We start from the raw sequence: 22,885 nt of genomic DNA, 5'->3' as shown, positions 1-22,885 counted from the left end.
GAGATATGAAAAAGAAACTTCGAGTGGCAGTGATCTTTGGCGGACGTTCCGGCGAACATGATGTTTCGCTCATGTCCGCGCGTTCCGTGCTTTCGGTGCTTGACCCCGCCAAGTACGAAGTCGCCCAGATCGGCATCACGCGCGAGGGTCAATGGCTGACGGGCGAGGATGTGATCGGAAAGTTTGAACGCAACAAACTCGAAGGACTCGACCATTTTGTTCTATCGCCTGACCCATCCGACGCAACTCGTAACACGTATCCTGTTGTTGATGTATTCTTTCCCCTCCTGCACGGCACGTTCGGCGAAGACGGCACAATTCAAGGCTTGTTTGAAATGGCAGATGTGGCGTACGTCGGCGCGGGCGTGACCGGCTCCTCTGTCGGCATGGACAAAGGCGTGTTCAAAGAAGTGATGCGCGCGAATGATATTCCCATCGTCGAGTCTGTTCTGGCGTCGCGCAAGGAGATCGAAAAAAATATGGATGCTGTCCTTGAGAAGGCAGAGAAAGTTGGCGCGTATCCATTGTTCACCAAGCCTGCCAACCTAGGTTCCTCGGTGGGCGTGACGAAATGTCATAACCGCTCCGACTTGCAGGAAGGCTTGATGGAAGCCGCGTCGTTCGACCGGCGCGTGCTGATCGAACGCGGCGTGAATGACGCGCGCGAGATCGAGGTCAGCGTGCTGGGCAACGACGAGCCCTCCGCTTCGGTGTGCGGAGAGATTTTGCCGAGCCGCGAGTTTTACTCGTACGAATCGAAATATATCGACGGCACTTCCGGTTTGGATATACCGGCAAAATTGCCTGCGGATGTTTCCGAACAGATCCGCGCTTATGCCGTGCGCGCGTATCACCTGATCGATTGCGCGGGGATGGCGCGCGTGGATTTTTTTGTGGAGAAAGATACGAACAAGGTTTATCTCAACGAGTTGAATACCATTCCCGGTTTCACCACGATCAGTATGTACCCGAAGCTGTGGGAAGCCTCGCACCTCCCTTATGCAACACTCGTCGACCGGTTGATCGAACTGGCGCTCGAGCGCAAAGCAGAACGAGACCAAACATCGCATACGTATCGGAGCCGCGCATGAATAACAAAAAATATATGTCCCGAGCCGAACTCGTCCGTTTGAGACGCGAGAGCGAGCATACCAAATCGATCGAACGCGCCGCGCGCGAGGCGACGCGCCCCTTAAGCGCTGTGAAGCCTCGCCCCAAACCCGCGCCGAAACACAACAAGCGGCGATTCAATATCGCGTTAGCCATGCCGCGCGTCAACTTGAGGGCGATTCACCTGCCCACGATCCAGTTTCCACGACTGCGATTTAACTGGCGGACGTTTTCGCTCCTCCTGGTTGCAACACTTGGCTTGGCGGCGTACTTTTCGTTCACCCGCCCTGAGTTGAGGGTTTCGGAGGCGCAGGTGACTGGCAACCAAATCCTGACTCCCGCTGAGCTAAATTCGGTGATGGGCGTTGCGGGTCAACCCATCTTTATGCTGACTCCCTCCGAGTTGGAGACGCGCCTCTTGCTCAATTTTCCCGAGATCTCCGCGGTGAAGGTGAATGTATCCCTGCCGAACCTTGTCACGGCGCATATCGTCGAGCGCAAGCCGTTTATTCGCTGGGAGCAGAATGGCGCGTATACGTGGATCGCCGAGGACGGCGTTGCGTATCGTCCGCGCGGCGAGATGGTGGGACTCGTTTCGGTGGTGGCTGAATCAGCTCCCCCGGCGATCGGAGGCGGGACAGATCCGCTGGCGCCGACTCCGTATATCACGGTCGAGATGGTGCAGGCGTTGAAGGGACTGGCGAGTCACGTCCCGCCTGGCGCGGTGATCCTGTACGATTCGGTCAACGGGTTTGGCTGGAACGATCCCCGAGGCTGGCGCGCTTATTTCGGCGCCACCGCCAGCGATGTGGAACTGAAGATGCGCGTGTATGAAACGATGGTGAATTCATTAACCCAGCGCGGCATCCGCCCGGCGTTGATCAATGTAACCTATCCGACCGCGCCCTATTACCGGATGAATCAGTAAAGGTAGACAGAGAAACACATAAAAAGGCGAACATGGTGTCGTCGGGCGGGTTTCTCCGCTTGAGGTCACTGGTGAAGATGAAAAGGAACCATGGAAGAAATTGTAGTTGGCATCGACGTAGGTACGACAAAAATTTGCACCCTGGTGGGGCGCGTGGAGGAGGACAACCCCATTCGCATCATGGGCGTGGGCATTGAGCCTTCGGATGGAATCCGCAAAGGCGTCATCGTTGACCTCGCCGCCGCGACGCAAGCCATTGCGCGGTCGGTGAAAAAGGCCGAATCGACCTCGGGGTTGGAGATCACCTCGGCGTTGGTGAGCATTGCCGGCGCGCACGTGTCGTCGGTGAACAGCCGCGGCGTATCAGCCGTCAATGGGAAGACGATCGAGCAATACGATCTTGATCACGCCATGGAGCAGGCGCGCGCGGTGGCGATCCCGAACGACCGCGAGATCATCCACGTGATCCAACGCGGATTTTCAGTGGACGGGCAGGATGGCATCCGCGCCCCGAAAGGGATGCACGGGTATCGCCTCGAAGTGGAAGCGCACATCATCACCGCCTCTGCCGCCACAGTGGATAACCTGCGCCATTGCGTGGGCGCAGGCGGCGTAAAGATTCAAGAGTTTGTGTTGAACCCGCTTGCCTCCGGTGAAGCCGTGCTCACCGAACAGGAACGGCAGATGGGGGTGGCGGTTTGCGACATCGGCGGCGGCACGGCGGATTTGGCGATCTACGTCAACGGCGATGTGTGGCATACGATGGTGCTCGCGGTTGGCGGCAATCACATCACCCAGGATATTGCGCATGGTCTGCGGTTGCCGTTTGCGCAAGCCGAGGACGTAAAGAAACAACAGGGTCATGCCGTTCGCGCCGAAGTGGGACTCGAGGAATATTTTTCCGTGCGCCCGTTTGGCGAGGATAAGTCCGTGCAGATCAACCGGCAGGAATTGGCGGAGATCATCGAAGCGCGCGTGTCGGAGACCTTTGGGTTGATCCTGCAAGAGATCAAACGATCGGGGTACGACGGTCTGTTACCGGCGGGCATGGTGTTGACTGGCGGCACATCGGCATTGCCGGGCATCAACCGCGTGGCAAGCGAAGTGTTGGGTATGCCGGTCCGCTCGGCGCAACCGGAGAATCTCTCCGGGCTGGTGGATCGGTTGAGGTCGCCGGCGTATTCCACCGGTGTGGGTTTGTTGCAATGGGCGCTTTCGATGCAGGATGAAGATACAAGCATTGGGCGCGACCGCCGCAGGAAAGGAGAATCACGCATGGGGTTTGGGTATATCAAGAAAATTGTCGGAAGGATTTTACCGTAGCGAGAGTATGTAGCCGCAGAGCGCGCAGAGTTCTCTGAGAAAAAATATAAACACTCGGTGTTTTCTGTGTTCTCTCCCGAAGACGATCGGGACGATGTGTGGCAAAGAATCGTTTCTCACCCTTAAAATTTATCGCTGCGGAATCAAAAGCAAGTATCATTCAACCAATGTTTGATGGAGGCTCAACATGGACTCGACCAATATGCAAGACAACCAGCAACAAGCAGAAGCATTCGCCCGCATTAAAGTGATCGGCGTGGGCGGCGGCGGATCGAATGCCGTCAACCGCATGATCGACGAAGGGATTCAAGGCGTTGAATTCATCATTGCGAATACCGACGCGCAAGCGTTGAAGAATGCGAAAGCGCCCACGCGCGTGCGACTTGGCGATAAGTTGACGCGCGGCCTTGGCGCGGGCGGCGACCCGGAAGTGGGACGCAAAGCCGCGGAAGAATCGGCTGATGAGTTATACAAGGTGATGCAAGGCGCGGATATGGTGTTCGTCACCGCGGGTATGGGCGGCGGCACCGGCACCGGCGCGGCGCCGGTTGTGGCGCAAATTGCCAAAGAAAGCGGCGCGCTCACCATCGGCGTTGTGACGCGCCCGTTCACATTCGAAGGCGGGCGTCGTTTATCGTCGGCTGAAGCGGGCATCGGCAAGTTCAAGGAACATGCCGATACCTTGATCGCGATCCCCAACGATCGCTTATTGCAGATCGCCGACAAACGCGCTTCCCTCCAAGACGCCTTCCGCCTCGCGGACGATGTGTTGCATCAAGGCATTCAGGGCATCTCTGAATTGATCACCATCCCCGGTCTCATCAACCTCGATTTTGCCGACGTGCGCGCGATCATGTCCGAAGGCGGCGCCGCTCTCATGGCGGTTGGAACCGGCACAGGCGACGAGCGCGCGAAGAAAGCCGCCGAGGATGCGATCTCATCCAAACTGCTCGACATCACGATCGACGGCGCGCGCGGCGTGCTGTTCAACGTCACCGGCGGTCCGAATATGACTCTCTTCGAGGTGAATCAAGCCGCGGCGATCATCCGCGAAACGGCTCACCCCGATGTGAACATGATCTTCGGCGCGGTCATCGATCCGAACCTGGGCGACGACATCCGCATCACTGTGATCGCGACCGGCTTCGAACGCAATGCGATGCCGCGCCGCGCGCTCGAACGCAACACGCGCGAGAACAAGCGGACGGAGCCGGCGGCGTTCTCACGCCCGCTTGAATCGGTCTCGGTTCATGCCGACGTGCAGGCTGGTGAGGCGAAGTCGGCTCCTCTGCCCCCCGTCAACAAAGACGATCTCGACATCCCGACCTTTTTGCGGAATCGAAGATAAAAAAACGTTAGACCTCACAGGTTTTTAAAACCTGTGAGGTCTCGATGAAAAATTCGGTCAAGTCCACCTCCTTTGCCGGAGCGGTTCTGGCGTGCCTGGGCGAGGCACGTCCGAATCGCTCTGTGTGTTTAAGTTCACTCACTGCGAAGAGCGCGAAGATCGTAAAGAAAAACTTTAACTCTTCGCGCCCTTTGCGCTCTTGGCGGTTTAAAAAATGGGGATGTGCTAAAATACGGTTGAATGAAAGCCAAAATTCCACAACCTGTTCACGAATCATACAAACGCCATCGCAAAGAATTGACGTGGCAGATTCTCCTGCCTGTGATACTGAGCGCGCTTCTTTTTGTCGCGTTGATCGTGCTGATCAACATCGCCACCTTCAACCAAGGCGGCGACGTGGGTCGCTGGGCGGCGATCTCCACGATCTGGATCGTGATCCCGGTCATGGTCGCAGGCGTGGTGTTGCTCGCGTTGCTTGTCGCGCTGGTCTACTTGATGAAGCGGTTGCTGGGAATCACGCCCACCTACACCGGTCTCGCGCAAGATTACGTCCATCTCGCCGCGAGTTACATCAAACGCGGAACGGAGATGGCGGTCAAGCCCGTGCTGTTCCTCGATGGCATCGGCGCGAGCATCAAGGCATTTTTTGGAAGGAAATAATTAAAGAGACCTCACAGGTCTACGAGACCTGTGAGGTCTTTCTGGAGAAAAATATGAACAAAAGCAAAACTCTCTTCACCGGCGCGCTCATCGGCGCGTTTGCCGGTCTCATCGCCGCGTTGCTCCTCAACCGCCGCGCGGAGAAGAACGAAAGCGAAACCGCCCTGACCGCCGGCGAGGGATTGAAACTCGGCATGCTCGTGTTCGGTCTCTTGCGGGCGATCTCAAGTCTGGGGGATGAGAAGTAGGGAAAATGAAAATCTACAAATATTGGACTGCTGAAACCTATAAGACTCTCTATGGTCGTGAGCAAGTTGAATTTATTTGTTATGGCGGTTCCAATATTTCAGTGGAGGATGCGAAGATCCAAGCGGACCAAAAAGCGGAACGCATTAAACTCAAAATCGCCGGTAAACGCTATAAACTTGAAACTTATGAGGTGGAAATTCGGGAGGAATTACTTCAAGAAATCGACCCGAATAATTTAATCACGCGTAATCGTTACGGGGCAAAAGTTTTGAACAGTGCCAGGATGCTGATCCTCGATATCGACAAGCCGAAACCTGCTGGGTTGATGAACCTCTTCAAAAAGAAGGATTCCCGACCGCCCAAAGATCAAATTTTCGATATGGTTAGAACGCTGGCGGCAACGAAATACGCGCAATATGCATTTCGTATCTATGAAACATATCAAGGCGCAAGGGTGATTGTTTTGGGGGATGATTTTGAGCCGACCAGCTCATTGACCAAAGCCATGATGAACGAGTTCAATTGCGATTCTTTGTATACAACCTTATGTTTGAAGCAGAGGTGTTTTCGAGCCCGCCTTACACCGAAACCATCGCGTATGAACATACCTCGTTATAAGGTAACCTATCCGCGTATGGGGGATGATTCGGAATTTCAACGCTGGTTAAGCGAATATGAAAGCGCGAGCCGAAGTTTCAGCGTGTGCAAACTGGTCGAGCAGGTGGGCGCGTCTCATTCCCTGCCTGAGGCAGTGCGCTTGCACGATGATGTTACGGGGATTTTGTATCCACAGAAGTTGGCATAGCTCGACAATGGACGATTGACCATAGACCATCTTCCATCATCTATCGTCCATCGTCCATCGTCTATCGTCTATCGTCCATCGTCTATCGTCTATCGTCCATCGCCTATCGTCATTCGCTTTTGATCCTCCCCTTCAACTCCTCCGCCTTGAACGGACCTTGATCCGCGATCAACGCGCGGGCTTCGCCAAGTTTTTTCCACACATTCCACAACAACACGCCGCGCACGCGTCCATCGGCAAGATAATAGATCACGCCTTTTTTGAAAGGCTCATTCCAGTCGGCGACAGTTTCCATTTCACTGTTCATCTCGCCCACCGCTTCGTATCCAAGATCGAATAGATCCGAATAGAACATTGGGATATGGTTGTATGTCTCGCCTGCGCCTGCCATGTTCCTGCCCGCCAGTTTGCCCATCGCTACGGCATTATCTTCGTGCTCCAAGCGGGCGCGTTTTTCCAATGCGGTGTGGAAGAAGTTGACCGCGTCGCCCGCCGCGTACACATCGGGCGCGGACGTTTGCAGATTTTCATTCACGACGATTCCGTTCTCGACGTTCAGACCAGCCTCCTGCGCAAGCGACACGTTCGGGCGGATTCCGATTCCCGCCACGACGCCGTCTGCTTCAATGGCGCGGCCGCTTCCCGTCTGGACGGTGAGGCGGTCTCCGTCCATTTGAATGCTCGCCACTGAATCGTTTGCGATCACGTCCACGCCTTTTTCACGATAATACTCGTTGAGGCGCTGTGCGAGGTCGCTGGGGAAAACGCGCCCGCCGATGGCGTCTTCGAGGAAGATCATCGTCACTTGTTTGCCGACCATCGTGAGCGCGGCGGCGATCTCCGAGCCGATGAACCCGCCGCCGATGACAACGAAGCGATTCTTTTCATCCGCCATTTTGCGCAAACGCTGATAATCTTGAAGATCGCGGAAGTAGGAGATATCGACCAAGCCGAACGGCAAACGGATCGGCGAGCCGCCGGTGGCGATTAATAACTTATCGTAGGTATATTCGCCTCCCTTGTTGTCGTTGACTATTTTTTTCGTTGTGTCAAGCCCGGTGACGGTGCGCCCCAGCAATAATTCGGCGCGCTCTTCGGTCTTGCGCCAGATCTTTTCGAGAGGTCGCCCCTTCCATAATCCCTTTGAAAGATTCGGGCGCATGTATGGAGCGTCGGGCTCCGCGCTGATGAGTCCGATTGAACCGTCCGCGTCCAATTCGCGGATCCCGCGCGTTGCCGCGTCGCCAGCTATGCCGCCGCCGATAATCAAGTATTTGTAGTGTTTCATGGTTACCCTTTCGTCAAGTTGAAGTGATCAATCTTCCATATTGACGAAACGACAACCTAATCTCTTCCCTCTCCCGCGAACGGACGAAAAATTTCCATCCAATTTTCAGCGTTGCCCAGCGCATCCCAGCCGAATTGTTTGTATAACCCGTGCGCGTCGCGTGTGGCGAGAGTCCAGCGGCGCAGACCTTGCAGATCAGGGTGGCTGTGGACAGTTTCCATCAACCACTTGCCAAGTCCGCGCGCGCGGTACTCTTCGTGGATGAACACATCGCAGAGATACGCGAAGATCGCGTAATCCGTGACGACGCGCGCGAGACCAATTTGTTTTTCGCCGTCATATAAGCCGAACACCAATGAATTTTCCAACGCGCGTTCTGTCCGTTCGCGCGGACGTCCCTTTGCCCAGTAGGCGCGTGCGAGAAATTCGCAGATGGCATCTACATCGAGGCGTGAATGATCGGTGCTGATCGTGAATTGTCCGCGATGCGCCTCAACTATTTTCTGCATGGCGTAAGTTTATCATGGGTGATAGTATCTCTATCATGTCATTGCGAGGGCGGTGTTCCTCCGCCCGAAGCAATCCCCAATACATTGCAGGAGATTGCTTCGCGGAGTTTATCCTGAGCCTGCCGAAGGGCTCGCAATGACATACAAGGAGACTCATGCTCAAACCCATTCGTTGGAATACTTTTATACGCGACTTCTTTGTCATTCAAATCGGATTTCTGCTTTACGGACTCGCGCTCGCGCTGGTCATTCGCGCGAACCTCGGCACGACCACCTGGCTGGTCTTCGAGATCGCGCTGGCAGACATTTTCAGAATCACCATCGGCAGGATGACCGTCTTCGTTGGGTTCGCGGTGTTGATCCTCGCGCTGGTATTGCGCGAAAAAGTAGGCTGGGGCACGTTGGGGAATATCCTCAGCATCGGTCCGTGGCTCGATCTGTGCTTGTGGTTGATTCCCTCAGTCACTGGAAATTTATTTTTGCAAATTGTTTTCTTCTTCGCAGGCATTCTCGTGCAGGGAATCGCAACCGCCGTCTACATCGGCGTGGACGCGGGCGCGGGTCCGCGTGACAGCATGATGCTGGCGATCCATCGCGTCACTGGAGTCAGTATCCGCCTCGCGCGCGGGGTGCTCGAAGTGATCGTTGTGTTGATCGGTTGGGTGTTGGGAGGTCCGCTGGGGTTCGGGACGGTGGTCTTCGCGCTGTTGATCGGTCCCTCGGTGCAGTGGGCGTTCAAGTTGTTCAACGTCAAGCCGCATCAACCCGAAGTTGAAGTTATTGAAGCCACCGCAGATTAATTCTTTTACCGCGAAGCACGCTAAGTCCGCAAAGTTTTAAAAGGTTTTCTTGGCGCCCTTCGCGCGCTTAGCGGTGATTATTTTGTGTTCACGCATTCAGCAATGCGTTTGACACCCTCTTCGATCTTGTCTGCTTCGTACATCACGAAGCACAACCGCATGTAATTTTTCAACCCGCCACTGCTAGAGAATAATGCGCCTTGACGAAAATCCACGTTGAACGCGCCTGCTCCTTTGCGAAGCGCGCCGACGTCTATGCCTTCGGGGAATTTCAGCCAGAAGAAATATCCGCCGTGCGGGACTTCGTATTTCGCTTGGGGAATATGACGACGCAACGCTTCGTCCATCACTTGAATTTGACTCAGATAAATTTGCTTTAGCCTCGCGATATTGTTTCCCAACCCGCCTGATTCGATCATCCCGCGCAGAATCGCGGATGTGAACGGATTCAACCCGCCGCCGCTGTCCATGAGTCCGCTATTGGCGAAACGGTGGATGATGTCTGCGTGCGCTTGCATCCAGCCGAGGCGCAGACCGGGGGCGAGGATCTTCGAGAACGATCCCAGCGAGATGACGTGCCTCGAGTCCACGAATGCGCCGAAAGGTTTGGGCGGCTGTTGCGAGTAATTCAATAATTGATACACCTCGTCGGCGACGATGAGGAAGTTATGTTTCTCCGCGAGTCGCACGATCTCTTCGCGGCGTCCCTGCGGGAGGGTGTAGCCTGTCGGGTTTTGAAAGGTCGGGATGAGGTAGAGAAATTTCGGCGCGGCCGAGGCAAGCGTCCCTGCGAGAGAAGCGGGGACGAGTCCGTTTTCGTCGGTCTCGACGGGAATGACGTTCAATCCGTGATCGGCAAAAATCCGCAGCGCCAAAAAATAAGACGGCTCTTCGACGAGAATCGTGTCGCCGGGCTTCGTAAAAAATGTGCAGACCAAGTCAAGCGCGTTCGAGATGCCCGTTGTGACGAACAGGTTATCGGCGTTCACCGAAAAGCCGTAGCCACCGCCGAGAAATTCCGCCAACGCCGCGCGGAAATGCCCATTGCCCTGTTCAGTTCCATATTGCAAAATAGAACTGTCGCTGTGCGCCAACGCCTGTTGCGCGGATTCGCGGATCATATCGAGCGGCAACAACGAAAGCGGCGGGTTGCCCAACCCGAGGTCAATAACATCGGGCGGGATAGAAGTTTGGATGATAGAGAAAGGATTCATAGCCGCAAGTATAATTGGGTTTGTTATAATCTCCTCCAACCCAATCTCAGGAGAACGCTTCATGCCACAAAAGAAGGGTTCGGATCAACTTCCCCTCAAGAAAGAAGAGATTATCAAGGATTACCGCCTCGCCTATCAGAGCAGGCAGGCTTCGCTCATCGGGCGGCGCGAGGTGTTGAGCGGCAAGGCAAAGTTCGGCATTTTTGGGGACGGCAAAGAGATCATCAACATCGCCATTGCGCGGCACTTCCGCAAGGGAGATTGGCGCTCAGGCTACTACCGCGACCAGACCTGGATGTTCATGCTTAACGTCATGAGCATCCAGGAATTTTTTGCCCAGTTGTACGCCCACGCGGATGTGGAGCACGAATCCAACACGGGCGGACGTTCGATGAACGCGCATTTCGCCAACCGCTTTATCAACGCGGACGGTTCTTGGAAAAACCAGACCGAGTTATACAACACTGCGGCAGACGTGTCACCCACTGGCACGCAGATGCCGCGGGCGGTCGGGCTGGCGTACGCATCGGTTTTGTATCGCGGCATTGATGAACTCAAACAATTCACTCAGTTTTCGCGCAACGGAAATGAAGTGGCATGGGCAAGCATCGGCAACGCGTCTGCCGCGGAGGGGATGTTTTGGGAAACGGTCAACGCGATTGGCGTGTTGAAAGCGCCCGCCATCATCACGATCTACGACGACGGTTATGGCATCTCGGTGCCGAACGAATATCAAATGACCAAGGGCAATGTGGGCGACCTGCTCGAAGGCTTTCAACGAAACTCCGAATCAAAAAACGGATACGACCTCTACCGCGTCAAGGCGTGGGATTATCCCGCATTGATCGAAACATTTCGCGTCGCGTCGGAAACCGCGCGGGAGGAACACGTCCCTGCGTTGGTGCATGTCACCGAGGTCACACAACCGCAAGGTCACAGCACGAGCGGCTCGCATGAGCGATATAAATCTGCCGAACGGTTGAAGTTCGAAGAGGAATTCGACGGCGTCCACAAAATGAAAACGTGGATGATCGAAAAGAAGATCGCAACCGAAACAGAATTCAAGCAATGGGAAAGCGAAGATTACGCGATCGTCGAAAATATTCGCAAGATCGCATGGGATTCGTTCCTCAACCCGATCCTCGAGGAGCGCGGACAAGTGATGGATATGCTCGATGAGATCGCGGGCAGTTCGAGTCATGCCGATGCGTTGAGTCGGCTCAGAGAGCGGCTGGCAAATCTCCCGTCGGTGGCGAGGCGGGATGTCCACAGCGCGGCGCATGAAGCCTTGCGAATCCTGCGCGACGAGGCGAATCCATCCAAGCAGGTTTTAATCCAATGGAAAAATGAACAGGATGCGATCAACGAGACGCGCTACGGTTCGCATCTGTACGACGGGACGGCTGGTTCGGTTGCGGAGATCAAGCCCGCCTATTCGGCATCGTCGCCCACGATGATGGGGTTTGAAGTGATCAACGCCGCGTTCGATTCGATTCTGGAACGCGACCCGCGCGTGATCGCGTTCGGCGAGGACGTTGGTTTTCTTGGCGATGTGAATCAAGGTTTCAAGGGGATGCAGGAAAAATATGGCGCGCTGCGCGTGAGCGATACGGGCATCCGCGAAGCGACGATCATGGGGCAGGCGATCGGCTTGGCGATGCGCGGACTGCGACCCATTTGTGAAATTCAATATCTCGATTACATTTTGTATGCGCTGCAAATCATGTCGGATGATCTGGCGACACTGCATTGGCGCACGGCGGGAGGACAAGCCGCGCCTGTGATTGTTCGCACGCGCGGACATCGTTTGGAGGGCGTGTGGCATTCGGGTTCGTTGATGGCGGGATTGATTAATCTCCTGCATGGCATGAATGTGTTGGTACCGCGCGATATGACTCGCGCCGCAGGTTTTTACAACACGCTGTTGAAATCGAATGAGCCTGCTGTGGTCGTTGAGGTGTTGAACGGCTATCGCGTGAAAGAACGATTGCCCGATAACATCGGCGAGTTCACTGTCCCGCTCGGCGTGCCTGAGGTGATTCGTGAAGGAAGTGATCTCACGCTCGTCACATACGGCGCGTGTTGCCGCATTGCGCTCGACGCGGCGGACAAGTTATCCAAAGCAGGCATTGAAGTTGAGGTCGTGGATGTGCAGTCGCTGTTGCCATTCGATGTTCACGGAAAGATCGTTGATTCGTTGAAGAAAACCAACCGCGTGTTGTTCTTGGACGAAGATGTGCCAGGCGGAACGTCCGCGTATATGATGCAGGAAGTGATCGAGAAGCAAGGCGGGTATTTCCATTTGGATTCGCCCGCTCGCACGTTGAGCGGCAAGGCGCATCGTCCCGCGTATGGTTCAGATGGCGATTATTGGAGTAAACCGAATGCGGAGACGATCTTTGATGCTGTTTATGAGATGATGAATGAGGTTGATCCAGGGAAGTATCCAGTGATTAAGTGAACGGTTATCAGTGGGCAGTTATCAGTGAGCAGTTATCAGTGAGCAGTTATCAGTGAGCAGTTATCAGTGAGCAGTTATCAGTAAACAGTAAACAGTGAACAGTGAACAGTGAACAGTGAACAGTGAACAGTAATCAGTGTAAATGGAGGTTGAGATGAGCGGATTGAAACATGCGGAGAGTTTTCGTGATTTGATCGTGTATCAGAAATGCCGAGCATTGGCAAAAGAGATCAAGGTACTCACGCAGTCGTTTCCGAACGATGAGAAGTTTTCGCTCACTGATCAGGTCCGCCGTTCATCGCGTTCGATCGGGGCGAACATCGCGGAATCATGGGCGAAGCGGCGTTACGAAAAACATTTCATCAGCAAACTGACCGACTCCGATGGCGAGCAGATGGAAACCCAACATTGGATAGGAACGGCAATGGATTGTGATTATATTGACCAAAAGACAAACGACCAGTTGGTCGCAAAATGCCTTGAAATCGGACGAATGCTGAATGGCATGATGGACAAAGCCGATATGTTCTGCGGTGAACCTCCGCGAGGTGTGCGCGAAGAAGCCGCTGTCTATTTCACAGAATCTGACGATGAAGACACCGATGACTGATCACCGATTACTGATCACTTGTAACTGGAGAAAAAATGGCAACTAAAGTACTTGTCCCACTACTCGGCGAAGGCGTTGAGGAAGTTACTGTCATCAAATGGCTGAAAAAGGAAGGCGACTCGGTCAAGGAGTTGGAGCCGCTTCTTGAGGTGAACACCGACAAAGTGGACACCGAAATCCCCGCGCCCGCGTCTGGGACGGTGTTGAAGATCATGGCGGAGGAGGGACTCCCTGCGAAGGTGGGGGCGGTGTTGGCGTTCATTGGGAAGGAGGGGGAGTCGGTGGAAAGTGGAGGAGTGGAAAGTGCGCCGCAAGTGAAGGCAAAAGTGAGCAGTGACCAGTCATCAGTTTCGCAACCTGTTACGCAGTCCGCAGTACGCGGTACGGATTTAGGCTTTATCTCTCCTGTTGTGGCGAAAATTGCCGCAGAGCATGGGGTGAATTTACAGAACGTGGCTGGGACGGGATTGAATGGGAGGATCACGAAAAACGATGTGCTGGCGTTTGTAGAAAGTGGAAAGTCGAAAGTCACAGGTCAACCTGTCAACCTTCAACCTGCAACCTTGAAACCCATAGAAGGCGACCAACTCATCAAGCACTCTCCCATACGCAAGTCCATCGCGGAACATATGGTGATGTCGAAACACACGTCGCCGCATGTGTTGACGGTGATGGAAGCGGACATGAGCCGCGTGTCGAAGCATCGCTCAGCCAACAAGGAAATGTTCTCGCGCGATGGAGTCAACCTCACCTTCACCGCGTACTTCATGACGGCGATCGTTGCGGGGTTGAAGAGTTATCCCATCGTCAACTCGTCGTGGTCGGATGAAGGCGTGCTGGTGCACAAGGCGGTCAATCTCGGCATGGCAACGTCGTTGGGAGAGGAAGGATTGATCGTGCCTGTGATCAAGAACGCTGATAATTTGTCCCTGCTGGCGATGGCGCGTTCGGTCAATGACCTGGCGAATCGAGCCCGCGCGAAGAAACTGCAAACAGACGAGGTGAAGGGCGGAACGTTCACGCTGACCAATCACGGCACTGGCGAATCATTATTCGCGTTTCCTGTGATCAACCAGCCGCAATGCGGAATCCTTGGCGTCGGCGCGATGCAGAAGCGCGTGGTAGTTATTGATGACGCGATTGCCATCCGCCCGATGGTGTATTTATCGTTCGTATTCGATCATCGGATTTTAGATGGCGCGTCGGCGGATCACTTTTTGATGAAGGTGAAGGAGACTCTCGAAAATTGGAGTTGAGGGGAAAGAGAGACTGGAGATTAGAGACTAGAGATTTTAGAGAAATAGAGAATTGGAGAATTGGGTTTATGAGCGAACACAAAGATCATGCGAGTGTGAAGATTCATCCGCCTGTGTTGTTGGTGATTCATATTTTCATTGCTTGGTTGCTGGGAAGGTTTATCGCTTTACCGATTGTCATTTCGCCGTTATTTAAAAACATCGGTTTGGCATTGGCGGGCGTCGGTTTCCTGCTTGGGTTGTCGGCATTATTTGCCTTCACGCAAGCGCGGACAACGGTCAATCCGCATGGGTCGGTGAGGGCAGTCGTTTCAAGCGGAGTGTATCGCTTCACGCGCAATCCGATCTACCTCGGCATGGTGTTCATGCTGATCGGCTTTCCGCTCGCGTTTGGGAATGTGTGGGGGATTCCGCTTGCGGCTGTGTTCATTCCGCTGATGAACAATCTGGTGATTCGACACGAAGAGACTTATCTGGAGAAAAAGTTTGGGGAGGCGTACACAGGCTACAAGTTCCGTGTGAGGCGGTGGGTGTAAATCCAAAAGACGGCGGCAAACCGTCTTTTATTTTTATCCTTGACATAGAATATACGTTCTATTATTATCGGGCAAAGGAAACGAACATGCCTAAAAGCAAAATTGAAGTCCTACCGTTAACGATGAAAAGATGGGATGATATGGTCTCTGTGTTTGGCGAGCATGGCGGGTATGCGGGATGCTGGTGCATGTTCTGGCGGCTGGATCGTTCGGATTTCAAAAAATTACGCGGCGGGGGAACAAGAGAAATCCTTCGTCAGATGACTGAAAAGAAACAGGAACCTGGGTTGATTACCTATGTGAATGGCAAGCCTGCTGGCTGGTGTTCGGTAGGTCCGCGTGAAAATTATCTGGCGCTCGAAAATTCTCGCATTCTCAAACGCGTGGACGAGAAGCCTGTCTGGTCCATCGTTTGCTTTTTTGTGGATAAATCCGTTCGCAAGCAGGGCTTGATGGCTGAGATGTTGCGCGGCGCGGTGGCATATGCAAAAAAGCATGGCGCAAAGATCGTCGAGGGCTATCCGATTGACATGCAAACCGAAAAACTGGCTGGGCAAAAACTAAACAGTTATGCGGGCTATATGGGAATTGCCTCCGCCTTCCGCGAGGTTGGGTTTGTGGAAGCGGGTCGCGCTTCTGAAACGCAATTGATCATGCGTTACAAAATCAAATAGGAGAATCACATGTCCATCCAAAAATCTGAAATCCAACTTGATGTGAACGGAAAGAAAGTCAACGCGTATCTCGCCGCGCCAGACAATGGCGGACCTAGCGTTCTCCTTCTCCACGCATGGTGGGGACTCAAACCGTTCTTCAAAGAGACGTGTGACCGACTCGCCGAGCAGGGGTTTACCGTGCTCGCGCCCGACTTGCGAGATGGTCAAATTGCGAAGACGATCGAGGAAGCCAAAGCGTTAATGGAAAAAAGCGACGGTCAACTCGTCGGCGATACGGTGATGGCGGCAAAGGATCATTTGCGCGGATTGACAAACGGCAAGATCGGCGTGGTTGGTTTTTCAATGGGCGGAGCATGGGCGTTGATCACTGCCGCGTACAAACCCGAACAAATTGCGGCTGTTGTCCTCTTCTACGGCAACGAAGGCATCGAGTATGGAAAGGTCACCGCCAAAGTGATGGGGCATTACAGCGACAACGACGAGTGGGAGCCGAACGAGTATGTGGAGAATACCTTCGCGGAGTTTAAAAAGGCAGGCGTGGACGCGACGCTTCACATCTACCCCGGGGTTGCCCACTGGTTCGTCGAGTCTGATCGCCCCGAATACGACTCCGCTTCCGCGCAGTTGGCGTGGGAACGGACGTTTGAGTTTCTGAAGCAGAACGTGAAATAAAAAGAGGAATTAGACTCAATCCAAAAAAACGGGACGCTGATTCACGCAGAAAACGTAGATTTTTCCTTTTTGAGTCAGCGTAATCAGCGTTGTCTGCGTCCAAAAGATTTTTGCCCTGTTACGTATAAAATCTATTCCCTATTTTGTGAATACGTATCGAGCAGGTCGTCATACTTCCCGGTGTTCATTTCCCAAATAGTTCTCAGTCTCTCCCAAGACCATAGATCTCCGCTGATGACGATTTTCAATTTGTCGTAATATCGCGCCAACGCAGGGTCGCTGATTTGATTCAGCCCGGTTTGCAGGGTTTCAATGTATCCATCCACCGGTCGGCGGGTGAAATGACCAATGCGCGGATTGGATTCGTCGTTTTTTATTCTTGCAAGCAGGGGGTCGTATAATGCCCAACTATCCACAATGTGGACATTGGGTCCCGCATAGTAGCCGACCATCCCAGCCGCTGTCACCACTCCCAGAGCAGGAACGGCAGGAATCCAATGAACAATGTCTGTACGCCTTTCCAATTGCGATGGCGCGAGATGAATTCATAGGCAAGCGCCGGCGCAAAAAACAGGAAGGAATCCATGCGATTCAAGGTTCCAAGCCCGGCAAGGCATGCCAGCGTCAGAAATCTCCGTCCGTCCGATGGTGTATCTTTCGTTCGTGTTCGACCATCGCATTTTAGATGGCGCTTCGGCGGATCACTTTTTGATGAAGGTGAAAGAAACGTTGGAAGAGTGGAGTTAGAACGAGGCAGGCAACTTTATTCCGCGTGAGGCGCCGATTGTTCCATCGTCGCCACGGGAAACGTAAAGTGAAATGTTGCGCCCCGGCCTGAATCGCTTTCGATCCAGATGTTGCCCCCGTGCCCTTGCACTGCGAGGCGGCAGAAGGCAAGTCCAATTCCAAGCCCGGGCTTGTTCGAGCCGCGCATGCGCGTGAATTTATCGAAAACGCGTTCCTGTTCCGCCGGCGGAATGCCGGGGCCGGTATCCCTTACCCACAGATGGACCCAACTGTCTTCGTGTAGCGCGCCAACCTGTATCTCGCCTTCGGTGGGGGTGAACTTGCTCGAATTTTCCACGAGGTTGATCAACACGCGCCGCGCCATATCCTCATCCACCCAAATGGACGGGAGGGAGGCGGGCAGGAGAGATTCGAGCTTCTGCCGGCGTCCATCCGCCACAGGTTGCATATCCACCACCGCCTGCTGGATGAGCGTCAGCGCATCCACAGGTTTTTGGTTGACCACAGGTTGACCCGACTCGAGGCGGTTCACGTCCAACAGCGAGTTGACGAGGCGTTGGATGCGCTCGGTGGAATTCTCGGCGATCTTGATGATAGCAAGCACAGTCTCGCGGTCTTTCTCCGGCACCATTGTGTACAAAATATCGAGGCTCGAAGAAATGTTCGCCAGCGGTGAGCGCAGGTCGTGATAGATCATCGAGGTAAGATCGCCGCGCAAACCATCCAATTCCTTGCGCTGGGTAATGTCGCGCAGGATCCACTGGATGGCGTCCGCTTCCTCGAACTCGATGCGCCGCGCGTGGACTTCGATGGGCACGTGCGCGTCATCCTCCCTGCTCAAGGATGATTCGTACGTGCACATGCGGTTCTCGCGCAGGGTTTCGAATTCCATCCCTGTTTTGTTCCAGTTCACCTCGTGAAGTTGGTCGATGCTCAGCGCGCGCAGAGTCTCGTCTGTGTAGCCGCTCAACAACACCGCCTGGCGGTTGGCTTCGAGCATCTTCCCTTCCCAATCGGTGATGACCATCGGATCGATGCTGTCTTCGAATAGCTCGCGGTAACGCTGGTGCGCGGCTTGCAGTTTCTCGAACAATTGCGCGTTCTGGATCGCCGACCCCGCCAAGCCGCCGATGCCCGCCATCACGAGCAACGCGTCGGGGTCGAAGGATTTCGCAACGGGGTTGACCGCCACAAGAACGCCGATCACACGCCCCTGCGAATGAATCGGAGCGACGAGCAGGGCGCGCATGTCGATGCCGCCGAATCGGTCTTCGTTGTGGAAATCCTTTTCATGGGCGAGATCGTTTGCCACCACGCCGCGCCCATCGCGCGCCGCATGACCCACAATGCCCACGCCCAGTGGAATTTGCCTGCCGAGGATCAATCCCGCGTTCTGCCCGGTTGCGGCGCGAAAGACAACGTGCTCGTCCTCGATCATGCCGAGCGCGGCGGTTTCCACCTGCAACGCTTGGATCGACTGGATGAGGATGCGTTTATGCAGATCTTCCATGCGAAGCGAAACGTTCATCGACGACGCGCCTTCGGCGAGGGCGGTCATCACGCGCGCCTGTCGCTGACTTTCGGTGTATAAGCGCGCGTTCAAAATGGCAATCCCTGCCTGGTCCGCAATGGCTTGCATCAGGTCGAGTTGTTCGGTGGTAAAAGCGTTGGGCGAAGTATGCACCAACGTGAGAACCCCCACTAATTTTTCGCGCGCCTGCAACGGCACGCAGATGGCAGATTTCACCCCGGTCTTATTCAGCGTATCGTCGGGGCGCATTAACCAGCGCTCGTCTTTGCTGGTATCGGGAACATACACGCCGCGCTTGTTGCGGATCACCCAGCCCGCCAGCCCGCGTTCCATCGTATCGCGCAATTGCTGGGTGGTATGCTCGTGGACTTGCGAACCGTACACAATGGTCGCGTCTACGGCTTTGCCTGAGTCGTCCAATACAACCACACTGCACCGTTCGCCGCCCACGTTCTGGATGGCTTCGTATAACACGCGCTGTAATACCGTGCGCAAATCGAGCGCGGTCGCCAACTCGCGGCTGACGTTGTAAAGCAGTTCAAGAAGAGCGCGCGTGCGATCTTGTTCGTTTTTCGACATACGTGTTGCCAAAGTATAGCACAATCCCTTACGGTACAATTGCCCCATGTCTCTCGACCTCGCGCGTATCCAAGCCCTCTGCTTCGATGTGGATGGCACCCTCAGCGACACCGATGATCTGTATAAGGAAAAAGTCCGGCGCTTCTTTCCCCAATTTCTATTTGGCAACCCCGACCATGCGGCGCGGCGCTTTGTGATGTGGGCGGAGGCGCCCGGCAACGCTCTGCTTGGGTTCGCCGACACGTTCGGCATCGACGATGCAATGGTGGCGGTCATCGATTGGATGTCGCGGCATCGGCGGCAGACTGCGAAAAAGTTTCTGCTTGTGCCCGGTGTGAACGAGATGCTGGCGCAACTCAAAGGGAAATATCCGATGTCGGTGGTCAGTGCGCGCGACGAAAAGGGGACGATGCGCTTTCTCGAGCAATTCGATCTCGTGAAATATTTCGACGCAATCGTGACGGGGCTTTCAGCCGAACACACAAAGCCTTACCCGGATCCCATTCTGCTTGCGGCAAAAAAAATGGGCGTGAAGCCTGAGGAATGCTTGATGATCGGCGATACCACCGTAGATATGCGCGCCGGCAAATCGGCGGGGGCGCAGACGGCGGGCGTGTTGTGCGGCTTTGGGGAAAAAGAGGAGTTGTTGCGCTTCGGCGCGGATGTGATCCTGGAAACGACAAGCGAACTTGCAAACAAATTAATTCAACTTACTTAACTCCGTAGCGCGAGACTGCGAAGCGTCTCGCGCTTCAGGCTGTTCTTGCGCAAGAGCGCATATTGCAGGTTAACAATTAAACTGAGCAATAACCCACAGACCCCGAAGGGGTCAAATGATTATAGTATTGAAGGATGTGTCAACACATTCAACCCCGAAGGGGTGTCAGAGGCTGCAAATTTATGTCATCTGTCGCCACGGCGCCACGCGACGCCTTCGGGGTTAGTGAAATTTTCGTCCAAGGCTAGAATCAGATCACCCCTTCGGGGTTTATCTCTTCATAATTGATTTCATTCGTAGCGCGACAACTTCACTCCATACCAGCATAGCCAACATAAAAATATAAAACGCCGCGCCTTTGAGCCAAAAGGTGGGAAGCGCCAGCGCAACCGTGATCCACGTGTAAGCGGATAAATTTTTCCAGCGCGAATCTTTTTGAAACGCAAAGCCAAGCAGGATCATCGCGGGCATGAGGGTGAGACCGAGGAGGACGAACGAGAGGTCATGCAAACGTCCGTGCCAGGTGGCGGGCGTGGAGCGCATCGTCGGGTCGGTGGTGAACGCGAGACCGGCGAGGGCAAGCCCGGCGAGAGTCAACGCGAGGGTGGCGGGATCGGTCAACGATGTGCGAGGCAGGCTGAGGCGGAGTCCGGAAGCGAAGACCGCCAGCATGAATCCGCTGAGGAGGAAAGTCGCGGTCATGATCCAGCCGAAGTCGCCGAGCGCGAGTCCGCTGGGCCAATCGAAGGTGGGAGCGTGAATCGGATGCCAGCCGATGGAAAGGAGAAAGTCGAATTTGAGGATGGTGAGGAGGGTAACAACCGTTGCGAAAAGAATCGGGCCGATCATGCCGACGCGCGCGGCGCGTTTGATCATCGCGTGAGGTACACCGCGAGAAGCGCAATCAGCCCGGGCAAGGCTTGAATATAGAGGATCGTTTTGCGCGTGGTGAGTCCGCCGTAGATGCCCGCAATGACGACGCAAGCTAAGAAGAAAATTTTGACCGAGGCGTTGCCGTCGAGCAGACCCCAGATCAAGCCTGCCGCGAGGAAGCCGTTATACAATCCTTGATTCGCGGCGAGTGAGGCGGAGGCTTTGGAATATTCGGGAGTCATCTTGAATGTTTTTCTGCCGAAGGGATGATCCCAGAAGAACATTTCGAGCGCGAGAAAACCGAGGTGCAACACGGCAACGAGAGCGACAAGAAGATTGGCGGCGAGGTTCATGAAAACTCCTTTTTGTGGTTGATGCGATTATACAGCACGGCTGTTCTCCCTTATAATCGGAAGTATGGCATACACATCCATTCTTGTTGAAACTCGCGGGCGCGTTGGGCTGGTCACGTTGAATCGTCCGCAGGCCTTGAACGCGTTGAACCACGCGCTGATGACCGAACTGATGGATGCGTTGGACGCCTTCGATAAAAACGAGGCGATCGGCGCGATGGTGATTACGGGTAGCGAGAAAGCCTTCGCCGCCGGGGCGGATATCAAAGAGATGGCGGATAAATCTGCCATGCAAATGACGCGCGAGGATCATATCGCCGTGTTTGGAAGGATTCGCGCGATCCGCAGGCCGGTGATCGCGGCGGTGTCGGGCTGGGCGCTGGGAGGCGGATTCGAGCTTGCGCTTTCGTGCGACATGATCGTCGCTTCGGATACCGCCAAGTTTGGTTTGCCTGAGATCACCCTGGGCGTTATCCCCGGGGCGGGGGGCACGCAACGACTCGTCCGCGTGGTGGGGAAAGCCCTCGCCATGGAAATGATCCTCAATGACCGCAAGATCAACGCGCAGGAAGCGCTTCATTTCGGATTGGTGAATCGAGTCGCGCCTGTGAGCGATTATCTCAACGACGCGTTGAAACTCGCCGAGGAGATCGCCGCGCGCGCGCCGTTGGCTGTCCGCGCGGCAAAGCAGGCGATCAGTTACTCGTATGAATCGTTCCTCAAGGATGGGCTTGCCGAGGAAAAACAGATTTTTTACAACTTGTTCAATTCAGAAGATCAAAAGGAAGGCATGAGCGCCTTCGCGGAGAAACGCAACCCGCAATGGAAGGGGAAATGAAATGGTGGACTATATCGAACTGAAAAATCTGTTTCAAGACCTGAACATTCCGGCGGAGAAACCGGTGATCGCGCACGCTTCACTCAAGCCGTTCGGGTATATTCAAGACGGCGCGGATGCGATTTTGCGCGCCCTGATGGGGACGTTCAATACCATCGTCATGCCCACGTTCACATATTATTCGATGGTTACGCCGCCGAACGGACCGCCCAATAATGGCATGATCTATGGCAAGCCCGATATCCCCAATGAAATGTCCACCACGTTCACGCCCAGCCTGCGCGCCGACCCGATGATGGGTATATTGTCCGAAGCGTTGCGCAATCATCAAGAGGCAAAACGATCGTCGCATCCCATTCTTTCGTTTGCAGGCATTCATGCCGACGAGATCCTGAACACTCAATTGCGCGACGATCCGCTGGCGCCGGTCGGCGCGTTGATGGAGCGCGATGGTTGGGTCATCCTCATCAATGAAAACCACGCCTCCAACACGAGCATCCACTACGCGGAGAAACTTGCAGGGCGAAAGCAGTTCATCCGCTGGGCGTTGGTCGGCGATCGCACAGTGGAATGTCACAACTATCCCGGCGATTCGGGCGGGTTCGGCGCCATCGCGTCACACCTCAAAGAGGACACGGTCCGCGTGGAGTTGGATAAGTCCTTTGTGGAAGCCATACCGATCAAGCGTGTTATCGATGTGGCGATGGCTTTAATTAAAAACGATCCGCTCGCCTTGTTGTGCGAGCGGGATGATTGTTTGATGTGTAACGCCGTGCGGGGAAAATACGCTATGGGGTGAA

At 54.6% G+C, this 22,885-nt stretch carries 25 protein-coding genes; 18 read left to right on the top strand and 7 right to left on the bottom strand.

Going from position 1 to position 22,885, the window contains the following annotated elements; translation table 11 throughout:
• Nucleotides 1–5 precede the first annotated feature (5 nt).
• From IPM31_03470 to IPM31_03440, 7 genes are all read left to right on the top strand, one after another.
• Nucleotides 6–1,091 carry a D-alanine--D-alanine ligase gene (locus IPM31_03470; protein ID MBK9006031.1) on the top strand — a complete coding sequence of 362 codons (1,086 nt, stop codon included), beginning with the start codon at nucleotides 6–8 and terminating at the stop codon, nucleotides 1,089–1,091.
• Nucleotides 1,088–2,038, top strand: coding sequence for an FtsQ-type POTRA domain-containing protein (locus tag IPM31_03465; protein ID MBK9006030.1), 951 nt, complete (start codon nucleotides 1,088–1,090; stop codon nucleotides 2,036–2,038). Before IPM31_03470 ends, IPM31_03465 begins: the two co-directional genes overlap by 4 nt.
• 90 nt (nucleotides 2,039–2,128) lie before the next feature.
• The gene (gene ftsA / locus IPM31_03460) at nucleotides 2,129–3,361 is read left to right on the top strand and encodes a cell division protein FtsA (protein ID MBK9006029.1); all 1,233 of its coding nucleotides are present in this window, start codon (nucleotides 2,129–2,131) and stop codon (nucleotides 3,359–3,361) included.
• A 202-nt stretch (nucleotides 3,362–3,563) separates the two neighbouring features.
• On the top strand, nucleotides 3,564–4,709 hold the full coding sequence (gene ftsZ, locus IPM31_03455; protein ID MBK9006028.1) for a cell division protein FtsZ: 1,146 nt from the start codon (nucleotides 3,564–3,566) through the stop codon (nucleotides 4,707–4,709).
• 240 nt (nucleotides 4,710–4,949) lie between these two features.
• On the top strand, nucleotides 4,950–5,369 hold the full coding sequence (locus IPM31_03450) for a hypothetical protein (protein ID MBK9006027.1): 420 nt from the start codon (nucleotides 4,950–4,952) through the stop codon (nucleotides 5,367–5,369).
• A gap of 53 nt (nucleotides 5,370–5,422) precedes the next feature.
• Nucleotides 5,423–5,617, top strand: coding sequence for a hypothetical protein (locus IPM31_03445; protein ID MBK9006026.1), 195 nt, complete (start codon nucleotides 5,423–5,425; stop codon nucleotides 5,615–5,617).
• A gap of 5 nt (nucleotides 5,618–5,622) precedes the next feature.
• A complete protein-coding gene (locus IPM31_03440) occupies nucleotides 5,623–6,423 on the top strand; it encodes a hypothetical protein (protein MBK9006025.1) in 801 nt (266 codons plus the stop codon).
• A gap of 109 nt (nucleotides 6,424–6,532) precedes the next feature.
• Here IPM31_03440 and IPM31_03435 read toward each other — a convergent pair whose 3' ends face one another.
• Together IPM31_03435 and IPM31_03430 are read right to left on the bottom strand one after the other, a co-directional pair.
• Nucleotides 6,533–7,711 carry an FAD-dependent oxidoreductase gene (locus IPM31_03435; GenBank protein MBK9006024.1) on the bottom strand — a complete coding sequence of 393 codons (1,179 nt, stop codon included), beginning with the start codon at nucleotides 7,709–7,711 and terminating at the stop codon, nucleotides 6,533–6,535.
• A 56-nt stretch (nucleotides 7,712–7,767) separates the two neighbouring features.
• Nucleotides 7,768–8,220: a GNAT family N-acetyltransferase gene (locus tag IPM31_03430; GenBank protein MBK9006023.1), complete on the bottom strand. Its 453-nt coding sequence runs from the start codon at nucleotides 8,218–8,220 to the stop codon at nucleotides 7,768–7,770.
• A 155-nt stretch (nucleotides 8,221–8,375) separates the two neighbouring features.
• Here IPM31_03430 and IPM31_03425 point away from each other — a divergent pair, with 155 nt between their 5' ends.
• Nucleotides 8,376–9,020 carry a hypothetical protein gene (locus IPM31_03425; GenBank protein MBK9006022.1) on the top strand — a complete coding sequence of 215 codons (645 nt, stop codon included), beginning with the start codon at nucleotides 8,376–8,378 and terminating at the stop codon, nucleotides 9,018–9,020.
• 77 nt (nucleotides 9,021–9,097) lie between these two features.
• Here the strand turns inward: IPM31_03425 and IPM31_03420 are convergent, their stop codons facing one another.
• On the bottom strand, nucleotides 9,098–10,234 hold the full coding sequence (locus IPM31_03420; GenBank protein ID MBK9006021.1) for a PLP-dependent aminotransferase family protein: 1,137 nt from the start codon (nucleotides 10,232–10,234) through the stop codon (nucleotides 9,098–9,100).
• 61 nt (nucleotides 10,235–10,295) lie between these two features.
• Here IPM31_03420 and IPM31_03415 point away from each other — a divergent pair, with 61 nt between their 5' ends.
• From IPM31_03415 to IPM31_03390, 6 genes are all read left to right on the top strand, one after another.
• Nucleotides 10,296–12,695, top strand: coding sequence for a transketolase (locus tag IPM31_03415; GenBank protein MBK9006020.1), 2,400 nt, complete (start codon nucleotides 10,296–10,298; stop codon nucleotides 12,693–12,695).
• Between the two features lie 154 nt (nucleotides 12,696–12,849).
• On the top strand, nucleotides 12,850–13,305 hold the full coding sequence (locus IPM31_03410) for a four helix bundle protein (protein MBK9006019.1): 456 nt from the start codon (nucleotides 12,850–12,852) through the stop codon (nucleotides 13,303–13,305).
• A gap of 35 nt (nucleotides 13,306–13,340) precedes the next feature.
• Nucleotides 13,341–14,561, top strand: a complete 1,221-nt coding sequence (locus IPM31_03405; GenBank protein MBK9006018.1) for a 2-oxo acid dehydrogenase subunit E2 — start codon at nucleotides 13,341–13,343, stop codon at nucleotides 14,559–14,561.
• 68 nt (nucleotides 14,562–14,629) lie between these two features.
• Nucleotides 14,630–15,097 (top strand): isoprenylcysteine carboxylmethyltransferase family protein, encoded by a 468-nt coding sequence (locus tag IPM31_03400; GenBank protein MBK9006017.1) that lies wholly within the window; start codon nucleotides 14,630–14,632, stop codon nucleotides 15,095–15,097.
• An 86-nt stretch (nucleotides 15,098–15,183) separates the two neighbouring features.
• Nucleotides 15,184–15,771: a GNAT family N-acetyltransferase gene (locus tag IPM31_03395; protein MBK9006016.1), complete on the top strand. Its 588-nt coding sequence runs from the start codon at nucleotides 15,184–15,186 to the stop codon at nucleotides 15,769–15,771.
• A 9-nt stretch (nucleotides 15,772–15,780) separates the two neighbouring features.
• Nucleotides 15,781–16,446 (top strand): dienelactone hydrolase family protein, encoded by a 666-nt coding sequence (locus IPM31_03390; protein MBK9006015.1) that lies wholly within the window; start codon nucleotides 15,781–15,783, stop codon nucleotides 16,444–16,446.
• Nucleotides 16,447–16,577: 131 nt separating this feature from the next.
• Here the strand turns inward: IPM31_03390 and IPM31_03385 are convergent, their stop codons facing one another.
• Nucleotides 16,578–16,898 (bottom strand): hypothetical protein, encoded by a 321-nt coding sequence (locus tag IPM31_03385; protein MBK9006014.1) that lies wholly within the window; start codon nucleotides 16,896–16,898, stop codon nucleotides 16,578–16,580.
• 163 nt (nucleotides 16,899–17,061) lie between these two features.
• On the opposite strand from IPM31_03385, the gene IPM31_03380 reads away from it, so the two are divergent.
• Complete coding sequence (locus tag IPM31_03380) at nucleotides 17,062–17,193, top strand: 2-oxo acid dehydrogenase subunit E2 (GenBank protein MBK9006013.1); 132 nt, start codon at nucleotides 17,062–17,064, stop codon at nucleotides 17,191–17,193.
• Nucleotides 17,194–17,209: 16 nt separating this feature from the next.
• On the opposite strand, the gene IPM31_03375 is transcribed toward IPM31_03380, so the two are convergent.
• Entirely contained in the window at nucleotides 17,210–19,303 is a 2,094-nt protein-coding gene (locus IPM31_03375; protein MBK9006012.1) for a GAF domain-containing protein, read from the bottom strand.
• Nucleotides 19,304–19,349: 46 nt separating this feature from the next.
• Between IPM31_03375 and IPM31_03370 the strand changes: the two genes are divergently transcribed.
• A complete protein-coding gene (locus tag IPM31_03370; protein MBK9006011.1) occupies nucleotides 19,350–20,021 on the top strand; it encodes an HAD-IA family hydrolase in 672 nt (223 codons plus the stop codon).
• 270 nt (nucleotides 20,022–20,291) lie between these two features.
• On the opposite strand, the gene IPM31_03365 is transcribed toward IPM31_03370, so the two are convergent.
• Complete coding sequence (locus IPM31_03365; protein MBK9006010.1) at nucleotides 20,292–20,897, bottom strand: DUF998 domain-containing protein; 606 nt, start codon at nucleotides 20,895–20,897, stop codon at nucleotides 20,292–20,294.
• Nucleotides 20,894–21,247 carry a DUF1304 domain-containing protein gene (locus tag IPM31_03360; protein MBK9006009.1) on the bottom strand — a complete coding sequence of 118 codons (354 nt, stop codon included), beginning with the start codon at nucleotides 21,245–21,247 and terminating at the stop codon, nucleotides 20,894–20,896. Before IPM31_03360 ends, IPM31_03365 begins: the two co-directional genes overlap by 4 nt.
• A gap of 64 nt (nucleotides 21,248–21,311) precedes the next feature.
• On the opposite strand from IPM31_03360, the gene IPM31_03355 reads away from it, so the two are divergent.
• Both IPM31_03355 and IPM31_03350 read left to right on the top strand, forming a co-directional pair.
• On the top strand, nucleotides 21,312–22,085 hold the full coding sequence (locus tag IPM31_03355; protein ID MBK9006008.1) for an enoyl-CoA hydratase/isomerase family protein: 774 nt from the start codon (nucleotides 21,312–21,314) through the stop codon (nucleotides 22,083–22,085).
• A gap of 1 nt (nucleotide 22,086) precedes the next feature.
• A complete protein-coding gene (locus IPM31_03350) occupies nucleotides 22,087–22,884 on the top strand; it encodes an AAC(3) family N-acetyltransferase (protein MBK9006007.1) in 798 nt (265 codons plus the stop codon).
• Nucleotide 22,885 lies beyond the last annotated feature (1 nt).

The sequence above is a fragment of the Candidatus Defluviilinea gracilis genome (assembly GCA_016716235.1).
Lineage (GTDB): Bacteria > Chloroflexota > Anaerolineae > Anaerolineales > Villigracilaceae > Defluviilinea > Defluviilinea gracilis.
Note: the sequence above shows the minus strand (reverse complement) of the source record. Positions and strands in the feature narration are given on the sequence as shown.

Coding starts and splice junctions, on each gene's coding strand:
- IPM31_03470 (MBK9006031.1), top strand. CDS start 6: ATGAAAAAGAAACTTCGAGTGGCAGTGATCTTTGGCGGACGTTCCGGC.
- IPM31_03465 (MBK9006030.1), top strand. CDS start 1,088: ATGAATAACAAAAAATATATGTCCCGAGCCGAACTCGTCCGTTTGAGA.
- ftsA (MBK9006029.1), top strand. CDS start 2,129: ATGGAAGAAATTGTAGTTGGCATCGACGTAGGTACGACAAAAATTTGC.
- ftsZ (MBK9006028.1), top strand. CDS start 3,564: ATGCAAGACAACCAGCAACAAGCAGAAGCATTCGCCCGCATTAAAGTG.
- IPM31_03450 (MBK9006027.1), top strand. CDS start 4,950: ATGAAAGCCAAAATTCCACAACCTGTTCACGAATCATACAAACGCCAT.
- IPM31_03445 (MBK9006026.1), top strand. CDS start 5,423: ATGAACAAAAGCAAAACTCTCTTCACCGGCGCGCTCATCGGCGCGTTT.
- IPM31_03440 (MBK9006025.1), top strand. CDS start 5,623: ATGAAAATCTACAAATATTGGACTGCTGAAACCTATAAGACTCTCTAT.
- IPM31_03435 (MBK9006024.1), bottom strand. CDS start 7,711: ATGAAACACTACAAATACTTGATTATCGGCGGCGGCATAGCTGGCGAC.
- IPM31_03430 (MBK9006023.1), bottom strand. CDS start 8,220: ATGCAGAAAATAGTTGAGGCGCATCGCGGACAATTCACGATCAGCACC.
- IPM31_03425 (MBK9006022.1), top strand. CDS start 8,376: ATGCTCAAACCCATTCGTTGGAATACTTTTATACGCGACTTCTTTGTC.
- IPM31_03420 (MBK9006021.1), bottom strand. CDS start 10,234: ATGAATCCTTTCTCTATCATCCAAACTTCTATCCCGCCCGATGTTATT.
- IPM31_03415 (MBK9006020.1), top strand. CDS start 10,296: ATGCCACAAAAGAAGGGTTCGGATCAACTTCCCCTCAAGAAAGAAGAG.
- IPM31_03410 (MBK9006019.1), top strand. CDS start 12,850: ATGAGCGGATTGAAACATGCGGAGAGTTTTCGTGATTTGATCGTGTAT.
- IPM31_03405 (MBK9006018.1), top strand. CDS start 13,341: ATGGCAACTAAAGTACTTGTCCCACTACTCGGCGAAGGCGTTGAGGAA.
- IPM31_03400 (MBK9006017.1), top strand. CDS start 14,630: ATGAGCGAACACAAAGATCATGCGAGTGTGAAGATTCATCCGCCTGTG.
- IPM31_03395 (MBK9006016.1), top strand. CDS start 15,184: ATGCCTAAAAGCAAAATTGAAGTCCTACCGTTAACGATGAAAAGATGG.
- IPM31_03390 (MBK9006015.1), top strand. CDS start 15,781: ATGTCCATCCAAAAATCTGAAATCCAACTTGATGTGAACGGAAAGAAA.
- IPM31_03385 (MBK9006014.1), bottom strand. CDS start 16,898: ATGGTCGGCTACTATGCGGGACCCAATGTCCACATTGTGGATAGTTGG.
- IPM31_03380 (MBK9006013.1), top strand. CDS start 17,062: ATGCCAGCGTCAGAAATCTCCGTCCGTCCGATGGTGTATCTTTCGTTC.
- IPM31_03375 (MBK9006012.1), bottom strand. CDS start 19,303: ATGTCGAAAAACGAACAAGATCGCACGCGCGCTCTTCTTGAACTGCTT.
- IPM31_03370 (MBK9006011.1), top strand. CDS start 19,350: ATGTCTCTCGACCTCGCGCGTATCCAAGCCCTCTGCTTCGATGTGGAT.
- IPM31_03365 (MBK9006010.1), bottom strand. CDS start 20,897: ATGATCAAACGCGCCGCGCGCGTCGGCATGATCGGCCCGATTCTTTTC.
- IPM31_03360 (MBK9006009.1), bottom strand. CDS start 21,247: ATGAACCTCGCCGCCAATCTTCTTGTCGCTCTCGTTGCCGTGTTGCAC.
- IPM31_03355 (MBK9006008.1), top strand. CDS start 21,312: ATGGCATACACATCCATTCTTGTTGAAACTCGCGGGCGCGTTGGGCTG.
- IPM31_03350 (MBK9006007.1), top strand. CDS start 22,087: ATGGTGGACTATATCGAACTGAAAAATCTGTTTCAAGACCTGAACATT.